Genomic DNA, 9,382 nt, shown 5'->3' with positions numbered 1-9,382 from the left:
GAACACTGAATTCGGTCATGCCACGAACAGTACGGGCACGCCCGGCAGGGGCGCGTGGGGGCACCTCCCGGCCGAAGGCTGGGGGAGAACTGCGCGATCCGGATGCGGCCGCACTCGCAGGATGAGCCGAGCAAGAACAGGGGCGCGGGGAACTGCGCAATTCGGATGTGACTGCCGTACGAACCAGGGGTCGGCCCTGATAGCACGCACAGCCGCTCCCGGACTGCGCAGTTCTCCCCCAGCCTTCGGCCGGGAGGTGCCCCCACGCGCCCCTGGGCTGATCCGCTCAGTTCCGCGTGCCCTGGGGTGGTGCCCCTGACGTGGCTTCAGGGCTCCAGGTGGGTGGGGGCGAACATGCGGAGGAGGGCGGGGAGGACGACCACGGTGGGGCCGGGGGTGGCGAGGGCGGCGGCCAGGTCGGCGTGGAGGGTCTCGGGGGTGGTGGGGACGGCCGGGACGCCGAAGGACTCGGCGAGGCGGAGGAAGTCGGGGCGGGCGAGTTCGGTCGCGGTGGCCTCGCCGAAGGTGTCCGTCATGTACTCGCGGAGGATGCCGTAGCCCCCGTCGTCCACGATCAGCCAGGTGACGTTCAGGTCGTGCTGGCGGGCGGTGGCGAGTTCCGCGATCGAGTACATCGCGCCGCCGTCCCCGGAGACGGCGAGGACGGGCCGGCCCGGCAGGGCGGCGGCCGCGCCGAGTGCGGCGGGGAAGCCGTAGCCGAGGCCGCCGGCGCCCTGGGCGGAGTGCATGGCGCCGGGGCGCCGGGCGTCCCACGCGGACCAGGCCCAGTAGCCGAGGATGGTCATGTCGAAGAAGGCCGGGGAGTCGTCCGGCAGGGCGGCGCGGGCCGCGGCCAGAACCTGCTGTTCCAACTCCAGTCCCTGGCCGTCGATCCGGGCCCGGACCTGCTTGAGCAGGTCGGCGGCGGCGGCCTCGGCGCGGCCGTCGGGCTCGCGTGCGGGGACGGAGTCGGCGAGGGCGGCGAGGGCGAGCCGGGCGTCGGCGTGGATGCCGAAGGCGGGGTGGTTGGACTCCAGCTTGCCGAGGTCGGCCTCGACCTGGATCAGCTGACCGCGTGGGGCGAACGTGTGGTAGTTGCTGGAGAGTTCGCCGAGTCCGGAGCCGACGACGAGCAGCACGTCGGCGTTCTCCAGCAGCTCGGTGGTGTGCCGGTCCTCCAGCCAGGACTGCAGCGAGAGCGGGTGCTCCCAGGGGAAGGCGCCCTTGGCGCCGAAGGTGCAGGCCACGGGGGCCCGCACCAACTCGGCGAGCCGCAGCAGTTCGTCGGTGGCACCGGCCCGGACGGCCCCGCCGCCGGCGAGGATCACCGGGTTCTCGGCCTCGGCGAGCAGCACGGCGGCCTCGGCGACGAGTTCGGCCCGCGGGACGAGCGGGCGGGGTTCGGCGCGCAGGCCAGTGACCCGGGGCACGGTGGTGGGAGCGAGCAGCACGTCCTGCGGGATCTCCACCCAGACCGGACCGTAGGGGGCGGTGAGGGCGGACTCCCAGGCGGCGGCGAGGGCGGAGGGGATCTGCGAGGCGGTGCGCGCGGTGTGCACGGACTTCACCACGTCGCGGAAGCTGGCCTGCTGGTCGACGAGTTCGTGCAGGTAGCCGCGGCGGCGGCCGCCGAGGCCGGCGGAGGGGATCTGCGAGGAGACGGCGAGCACGGGGGCGGAGGCGGCGGCGGCCTCCTGGAGGGCGGCGAGCGAGGTGAGGGCGCCGGGGCCGGTGGAGAGGAACAGCGGGGCGACGGTCCCTGCGGTGCGGGCGTAGCCGTCGGCGGCGAAGCCGGCGTTGTTCTCCACCCGCAGGCCGACGTAGCGCAGCCGGGAGCGGCGCAGGGCGTCGAACAGGCCGAGGGCGTGCTGGCCGGGGAGGCCGAAGACGGTCTCGGCGCCGAGGTTGGCGAGGGACTCGACGACCAGGTCGCCGCCGTTGCGGACGTGGGTCATGCGCGCTCCTCAGCGATCCGGCGGGCCATCAGGGTGGTCAGCTCGTAGGCGGTGTGCGAGGCGGCCACGGAGGTGATCTCGGCGTGGTCGTAGGCGGGGGCGACCTCGACGAGGTCGGCGGAGACGATGTTGCAGCCGGCCAGTCCGCGGAGGATCTCCAGGAGTTCGCGGGAGGTGAGGCCGCCGGCCTCGGGGGTGCCGGTGCCGGGGGCGTGCGCCGGGTCGAGGACGTCGATGTCGATGGAGACGTACAGCGGGCGGTCGCCGATCCGCTCGCGGAGCTGCTGGGCGACCTCGTCGACGCCGCGGCGCATCACGTCGGCGGAGGTGACGATGCCGAAGCCGAGCTTCTCGTCGTCGGTGAGGTCCTGGCGGCCGTACAGCGGGCCGCGGGTGCCGACGTGGCTGAGCGCGGAGGTGTCGAGGATGCCCTCCTCGACGGCGCGGCGGAACGGGGTGCCGTGGGTGTACTCGGCGCCGAAGTAGGTGTCCCAGGTGTCGAGGTGGGCGTCGAAGTGGAGCAGGGCGACCGGGCCGTGCTCGGCGGCGACGGCGCGCAGCAGCGGCAGGGCGATGGTGTGGTCGCCGCCGAGGGTCATCAGCCGGGCGCCGGTGGCGAGCAGGTCGCGGGCGGCGGCCTCGACGGTGTCGACGGCCTCGTTGATGTTGAAGGGGTTGGCGGCGATGTCGCCGGCGTCGGCGACCTGGGCGAGGGCGAACGGCGAGGCGTCCTGCGCCGGGTTGTAGGGCCGCAGCAGGCGGCTGGCCTCGCGGATCGCGTTGCCGCCGAACCGCGCGCCCGGCCGGTAGGAGACCCCGGTGTCGAACGGGACGCCGACCACGGCGATGTCGGCGCGGCCGACCTCGTCCAGGCGGGGCAGCCGGGCGAAGGTGGCGGGGCCGGCGTAGCGCGGGACGCGGGACGAGTCGATCGGGCCGCGCGGTTCGGTGGTGCTCATGGATTCCTCGGGAGGGTCGGTGGGTGCGGTGGCGTGCCGTCAGGCGGCGGCGGGGACGGCCTCGGGCTCGGCCGGGGTGCGGCCGTCGAGGCGGTCGCGCCAGCGCTCCAGCAGGCGGGCGTCGGTGGGCCGGGTGGCCAGGCTGACGGCCAGGTAGGCGACCAGGCTGGCGCCGAGGCCGTAGTAGATGGGCTCGTTGGCGAGGGTGCCCTTGAGCACCATGAGGGTGATCACGGTGACGCCGCCGGCGGTCATCGCGGCCAGCGCGCCCGGCAGGTTGCCGCGGCGCCAGACCAGGCCGCCGAGGATCGGCACGAGCAGGCCGCCGACCAGCAGGTTGTAGGCGACGGTGAGGGCCGCGAGGACGTCGTCGAGCAGGCAGGCCAGGCCGATGGAGACCGCGCCCAGGACGATGATCGCCAGCCGGTTGGAGCCGACCTCGTCGTGGTCGTCGCCCTGCGGGCGGACCTTGCCGCCGCGGGTGCGCAGCCACTGCCAGATGTCGTTGTTGGCGACGGTGGCGGAGGCGATCAGGGCGCCGCTGGCGGTGGACATCATCGCGGAGAGCGCGGCGGCCAGCACCAGGCCCTTCACACCGGTCGGCAGGGTGGTCTTCACGATGGTCGCGAAGGCGCTGTCGGCGCCGGCGAGCTGCGGGTGCAGCGCCTTGGTGGCCATGCCGATGACGGCGCCGGCGAGGCCGTAGACCAGGCAGTAGACGCCGGCCACGGTGCCGCCGTAGGAGGCGACCCGGTCGGTGCGGGCGGTGAACACCCGCTGCCAGATGTCCTGGCCGATCAGCATGCCGAAGGTGTAGATCAGCACGAAGGTGAGGATCGACTCGCCGCCGATGGAGCCGAAGGAGAAGTAGCCGTCGGGCAGCTTGTCGGCCATGGCGCTCCAGCCGCCGGCCTTGACGACGGCGATCGGCAGCAGCAGCACCAGCACGCCGATCGACTTCACCACGAACTGCACCATGTCGGTGAGGGTGATCGACCACATGCCGCCGAGGGCGGAGTAGCCGACGACGACGGTGCCGCCGATCACCACGGCCGCCCAGCGCGGCACGTCGAAGAGCACGTCGAAGACGGTGGCGTAGGCGATGGTGGAGGTGACGGCCAGCATCAGGGTGTAGACCCACATCACCACGCCGGAGATGACGCTCGCGGCGTCGCCGTAGCGCAGCGAGAGCATCTCGGCGACGGTGTAGACCTTCAGCCGGGCGATCCGGGCGGAGAAGAAGGCGCTCAGGGCGAGCAGGCCGAGGCCGATCGCGAAGACCATCCAGGCGCCGGACAGGCCGTAGGTGTAGCCGAGGCGGACGCCGCCGATGGTGGAGGCGCCGCCGAGCACGACGGCGGCCATCGTCCCGGTGTACATCAGCGGGCCGAGGCGGCGGCCGGCGACCAGGAAGTCGCTCTTGGAGCGGGCGCGCCGCCTGCCCCACCAGCCGACGGCGACGATGCCCGCCAGGTAGCAGGTCATCACGACGTAGTCGATGGCCATGTGGTCCTCCGATCCGGCCGCCGCGCTGCGGGTGCGGGGCCGGGGTGCTCGTGGGGGACGGCTGCCGCGGCCGGAAGGGGGGCCTGCCGCGGCGCCGGGGGGGGACGGGTACGGGCACCGACCGCCGGACGGCGTCCTCGGCCCGTGTCGAAACGGTACGAGCAGCGCCGGGGCGGTTGAAGTGTCGGATCCGTCCATTCTCTATGCTCGGGATGGAGGAAGTGTCCATCGGAGGGAGGCCGGGCATGTCCGCACCGCCCGTACCGGCGGCTCCGCGCGCGCCCGAGCCGGGGACGCCGGCCCTGCCGCTGCGGGTGCTGCTCGGCGCCCCGGGCCTCGGCCTGGAGCAGATCGCGGGGCCCCGTGACGACCGGCTGATCGGGACCATCGGCACCACCGAGCTGCCCGACCCGGCGCCGTACCTGTCCGGCGGCGAACTGCTGCTGACCGCGGGCGTCCGCTTCCCGCCGACCGCGGAGGCCGTGGACGCGTACGTGCGCAGCGTCGCCGCGGCCGGGATCGCGGCGCTCGGCTTCGGCATCGCCCCCGTCCACGACGAGGTGCCGGCGGTGCTCGTCGAGGCCTGCGAGCGGCATGCGCTGCCGCTCGTCCGGGTCCCGCCGGCGACGCCGTTCGTCGCGGTCAACCGGGCCGCGTACGCGTTCATGGCCGAGGCCCGCAACCGCGACCTGCGGCTGGTCTCCGAGGCGCAGTCCGCCCTCGCCTCCGCCGCGGCCCGGCCGGACGCGCTGCAGGCTGTGCTGCACCAGCTGGCCGTGCGCACCGGCTCCTGGACGGTGCTGCTGGAGGCCGCCGGGCAGGAGCTCTTCGCCGCCGGGGAGCGCCCCGCCGCGCCGGCGGCGCGGCAGGTGCGGGAGCTGGCCGCCCGCACCACGGCCCGGCTCGCCGGCCGGCCCGGCCGGACCGCGCCGCCGACGGCCGCCGCCGAGCACCTCGAAGGACGCCACCTCACCGTGCACACCCTGCCCGGCGGCCTCGCCCTCGGCATCGCCGCGGACACCCCGCCCAGCAGCGTCCACCGCTCGGTCACCGGCGTCGCCGCCGTCCTGCTCGCCCTGCTCACCAGCCCCCGGCACGCCCTCGGCGCCGACACCCGCGGTTCCGGCGCGCTCGTCCGGCTGCTGCTCGGCGCCGCCCCGGCCGAGGTCGCCGCCCTGCTGCAACCGGACGGCGCCGCGGACGGCCGCTGGATCGTCGTCGCCGGACGGCGCACCCGGCCAGGACGCGGGGACGACCCCGTCCAGGTCGCCGCGCTCGGCACCGCCCTCGGCACGCCCTACCTGGACGTCACCGGCAACGCACTGCGGGCCCTCGTCCCCGGGCCCGCCGCGCCCGATCCGGCCGCCGCCGTCCGGTTGGGCTGGACGCTCGGCTTCAGCGCCCCCACCGGGCCGGACGGGCTCGGGAACGCGGCCGTGCACGCCGACCGCGCCCTGCGGCGGGCCCTGGCGGGCGGCCGGGGAGCCGCGCGGCAGCGCGACGAAGCCCTGAGCATGCACGCCCTGGTCGCCGAGGACGAGGCCCGCGCCCACGCCCGGGCCCTGCTGGCGCCGCTCGCGGAGGCGGGCGCCCCCGGACCGGACGTCCTGCGGGAGACCCTCACCGCCTGGCTCGCCCACCACGGCAGCTGGGACCGCACCGCCGCCGCCCTCGAACTCCACCGCAACACCGTCCGCCAGCGCATCGCCCGCACCGCCGACCTCCTCGCCGCCGACCTCGACGACCCCGACGTCCGCATGGAGCTGTGGTTCGCCCTCCGCCGTCTCCCACCGACGGACCACCGGACCTGAATCCGGCCCGCCGACCGGAGGAGACCCTCAGGAGCCGAGGACGCGGCGAACGGCGTGTACGTGCCCCGGCAGTGGGTGTCGTTGCCCTCCGGCTCCTCGAAGCATCCGGTGACCACGAAGGTGCCGGTCGCCCCCGCGACACCGACCAGCCCCGGCCAGCCCGGCCAGCCCGGCCAGCCCGGCACCGAACAGCAGCCGGACGACCGCCAGGACCACGTCCGGTCCGTCCACCCCATGCGGCGCCCCGCCACCCAGCCGACCGTTCACCTGTTCGGCCCGGGCCCTACCCGGTGCAGGCGCCACGGATCCGCGCGGCTTCCGCAGGGGCGCGGTCAGTGCCGGTCGGTGAAGGAGCCGTGGCGGCCGGCTCCCTTGGCGAAGCGGGCGGCTCCCTCGCCGGCCTCGGGCAGGGACCGCAGGCCGTGCCGGAGTTCGTTGTCGAGGGCGTCGTGCTCGCTCAGCCCGTCCTGTTCGAGGAGGGAGAGCCGGTCCTCGCGCATGCAGGTCTGCGGGAAGCGGGCGATCTCGGCGGCGAGCCGTTCGGCGGCCTGCCGGGAGGTGCCGCGGGGGACGACCCGGTCGACCAGCCCGATGCTCTTGGCCTCGCCGGCGTCGACCGGGCGGCCGGTGAGGACGAGGTCCATGGCGCGACCTGCGCCGATCAGCCGGGGCAGCCGGACGGTGCCGCCGTCGATCAGGGGGACGCCCCAACGGCGGCAGAACACGCCGAAGACGGCGTCCTCCTCGGCGACCCGCAGGTCGCACCAGAGGGCGAGTTCGAGGCCGCCCGCGACGGCGTGGCCGGAGACGGCGGCGATGACGGGCTTGGAGAGCCGCATCCGGGTGGGGCCCATCGGCCCGTCACCCTCGGGGGCGACCCGGTTCCCGTCGGCGGTGCCGAAGGCCTTGAGGTCGGCGCCGGCGGAGAAGATGCCGCCCTCGCCCCACAGGACGGCGACGGAGGCCTCGGGGTCGGCGTCGAAGGAGCGGAAGGCCTCGGCGAGGGCTTCGGCGGTGGGTCCGTCGACGGCGTTGCGGCTCTCGGGGCGGGAGAGCACGACGGTAGTCACCGGTCCGCTGCGTTCGGTGCGTACGGGCATCTGTGCCGGTCCTCCTCGCTGCCGCGGCCACCGCCGACCGGTGGACGGACCCCATCGAACCAGAACGGCGCCGTCCGGACGAGGCCGCCGCGCGGCGGGGTCCGGCGGGCCCACTGACAGGCGCTCATACTATGATCTGCCGCCGGGGATTGGGTGGCACACGATCCGGCGGCCGCACCGCCGGGGCCGTCCGACCCGACGGGGACAGCGCGGACGGGGAGCCGTCCGACGGGGGAAGGACCGCCATGTCAGGCAGCCACTACAAAGTGTCGCCCGAACAACTCGACCGGCTCGCCAAGGAGTGGCAGGCCCGGGCCGAACGCCTGGAACGCGTCGCGGCCAGGGTCGACGCGCTCTCGGGCAAGTTCCGCACCGCCGAGATCGAGACCCTGATCACCGGCGGCGTGCTCTCCACCGGCATCGTGCTCGCCGCCGAACAGGCCGCCCAGGACGCCGGGCGGAGCGCCGCCGCCACCGCGAAGGCGATGCACCAGGACGCGGCCGGGATCCGGCACTGCGCCCACAACTACCGCGAGGCCGAGGAGCACGCCGGCAAGCAGCTGCCCGGCGGCGGCCACCACACCCCGCCCAAGTCGCCCGGCAAGCCCGGCGGCAGCGGTGGCCACCACGGCGGCGGACACCAGGGCGGCAGCGGCGGCCACGACGGCGGCGGCAGCGGCGGGCACCACCCGATGCCCTCCTCGCCGAACCCGCACGGCAAGATCCCGATGTCCGACGTCGACTACAGCGGCGCCGGCTCGTGGAAGAGCGGCCGGGCCGCCTGCGAGGACTACGTCAACCAGGCGCTCGACACCATGGGCATCAAGGACCCGCAGGCCCGGGCCAACTGGATGCGCGGCCTGCTCACCATGACCCAGCGCGAGTCCTCGTACAACGACTCGCACTGGCTGGTGAACAAGACCGACAGCAACGCCTGGGGCCCGACCCAGGCGGACGGCGCGCCGCTGCACTCCTCGCGCGGCCCCTGGCAGTGCATCCCGGACACCTTCGCCGCCTACCACCAGCCGGGCACCTCCACCAAGATCTACGACCCGGTGGCCAGCGCGTGCGCCTCCATGAACTACATGATGGCGCGCTACCACGTCTCACCGGACGGCCACGACCTGGCCGCCAAGGTCGCCCAGGCCAACCCGAACCACGGCCCGCAGGGCTACTGACCGTCCGCGCCGGCCCGCACGGCCGGCCGTCGAAACCAGGAAGAGCCACCTCACCGTGTCCCGACACACCACGGCGCTGCGCGCCGCCACCGCCGTCTGTGCCGCCGTCCTCGCCGTCGGCGTGCTGACCGCCTGCGACCCGGCCGAGCCGGCCGCCGCACCGAGCACCGCCGCCGCGAGCCAGGCCGCGCCTTCCGCGGCCGACCCCTCGCCCGCCGGGGACGCCGCCTCCGCGGCGGCCTCCCCCAGCGCCAAGGCCGGCGGTGCCACCGGCCCGACCGTCAACGGCGTTCCCGCCTCCGCCTGGATGAAGGGCAACGACCTGCCGCTGAACTCCGCCTACCACTGGCCCGCGCAGGCCGGGAAGGCCAAGGCGGTCAAGAACGGCGAGCCGTTCGCCTTCGAGACGCTCTGCGACTCGGCCCGCTCCTCGGACCTCGCCGGCCTCGGCACCGGCGCCGACGGCGCGCAGTCGCTGCTGAGCGGCGGCACCGACGAGTGGCAGGTCCAGCAGACGGTCGTCCACTTCAAGGGCACCTCCAGCGGGGCCGTGCAGTCCGCGGGTGCGCTGCTGCGCGCCCTGACCGCGGAGGTCAAGGCCTGCGCCCCGGACGGCGCCACCCCCAGTGTGAAGGTCACCGCCGAGGACCCGGCGTACCTGGCCGCCACCATCACCCTCAAGCAGGGCAGCGGCGGCATCACCGTCCACGAGTACCTGACGACCACCTCGACCACGGTCGCCGAGCTGACCGTCTACGGCCCCTACGGCACCAAGAAGCCCAAGGCCGCCTGGACGGTCAAGGACGACACCGCCGTCCTGCGTCTGCTGGGGGCGCCGCTCTGCGGCGCCTTCAAGAACTGCTGACCGGGCGT

7 protein-coding genes are annotated in these 9,382 nt (G+C 74.9%); 3 read left to right on the top strand and 4 right to left on the bottom strand.

Annotation, left to right across the window (positions count from 1 at the left end):
- Window positions 1-326: 326 nt before the first annotated feature.
- From AB0O09_RS32385 to AB0O09_RS32375, 3 genes are read right to left on the bottom strand one after another with little or no spacing between them, the layout of a single operon-like run.
- Complete coding sequence (locus AB0O09_RS32385) at window positions 327-1,955, bottom strand: thiamine pyrophosphate-binding protein (protein ID WP_363548028.1); 1,629 nt, start codon at window positions 1,953-1,955, stop codon at window positions 327-329.
- Window positions 1,952-2,914, bottom strand: coding sequence for an agmatinase (speB, locus tag AB0O09_RS32380; RefSeq protein WP_363548026.1), 963 nt, complete (start codon window positions 2,912-2,914; stop codon window positions 1,952-1,954). Before speB ends, AB0O09_RS32385 begins: the two co-directional genes overlap by 4 nt.
- A gap of 39 nt (window positions 2,915-2,953) precedes the next feature.
- Window positions 2,954-4,420 (bottom strand): sodium:solute symporter, encoded by a 1,467-nt coding sequence (locus tag AB0O09_RS32375; protein ID WP_363548023.1) that lies wholly within the window; start codon window positions 4,418-4,420, stop codon window positions 2,954-2,956.
- 245 nt (window positions 4,421-4,665) lie between these two features.
- On the opposite strand from AB0O09_RS32375, the gene AB0O09_RS32370 reads away from it, so the two are divergent.
- Window positions 4,666-6,231, top strand: coding sequence for a PucR family transcriptional regulator (locus AB0O09_RS32370; RefSeq protein WP_363548021.1), 1,566 nt, complete (start codon window positions 4,666-4,668; stop codon window positions 6,229-6,231).
- A gap of 332 nt (window positions 6,232-6,563) precedes the next feature.
- Here AB0O09_RS32370 and AB0O09_RS32365 read toward each other — a convergent pair whose 3' ends face one another.
- Entirely contained in the window at window positions 6,564-7,331 is a 768-nt protein-coding gene (locus AB0O09_RS32365) for a crotonase/enoyl-CoA hydratase family protein (RefSeq protein ID WP_363548018.1), read from the bottom strand.
- A 245-nt stretch (window positions 7,332-7,576) separates the two neighbouring features.
- Between AB0O09_RS32365 and AB0O09_RS32360 the strand changes: the two genes are divergently transcribed.
- Entirely contained in the window at window positions 7,577-8,509 is a 933-nt protein-coding gene (locus tag AB0O09_RS32360; RefSeq protein WP_363548016.1) for a hypothetical protein, read from the top strand.
- Window positions 8,510-8,564: 55 nt separating this feature from the next.
- Window positions 8,565-9,374, top strand: a complete 810-nt coding sequence (locus AB0O09_RS32355; protein WP_363548013.1) for a hypothetical protein — start codon at window positions 8,565-8,567, stop codon at window positions 9,372-9,374.
- Window positions 9,375-9,382: the final 8 nt, after the last annotated feature.

Source organism: Kitasatospora sp. NPDC093679 (assembly GCF_040683455.1).
Lineage (GTDB): Bacteria > Actinomycetota > Actinomycetes > Streptomycetales > Streptomycetaceae > Kitasatospora > Kitasatospora arboriphila.
The sequence above is the reverse complement of the archived record's forward strand: the minus strand, read 5'-3'. Positions and strand labels throughout refer to the sequence as shown.

What these genes read in the sequence shown, in the direction of transcription:
- AB0O09_RS32375 (WP_363548023.1), bottom strand. Translation starts at nt 4,420, where the DNA reads ATGGCCATCGACTACGTCGTGATGACCTGCTACCTGGCGGGCATCGTC.
- AB0O09_RS32365 (WP_363548018.1), bottom strand. Translation starts at nt 7,331, where the DNA reads ATGCCCGTACGCACCGAACGCAGCGGACCGGTGACTACCGTCGTGCTC.
- speB (WP_363548026.1), bottom strand. Translation starts at nt 2,914, where the DNA reads ATGAGCACCACCGAACCGCGCGGCCCGATCGACTCGTCCCGCGTCCCG.
- AB0O09_RS32370 (WP_363548021.1), top strand. Translation starts at nt 4,666, where the DNA reads ATGTCCGCACCGCCCGTACCGGCGGCTCCGCGCGCGCCCGAGCCGGGG.
- AB0O09_RS32360 (WP_363548016.1), top strand. Translation starts at nt 7,577, where the DNA reads ATGTCAGGCAGCCACTACAAAGTGTCGCCCGAACAACTCGACCGGCTC.
- AB0O09_RS32385 (WP_363548028.1), bottom strand. Translation starts at nt 1,955, where the DNA reads ATGACCCACGTCCGCAACGGCGGCGACCTGGTCGTCGAGTCCCTCGCC.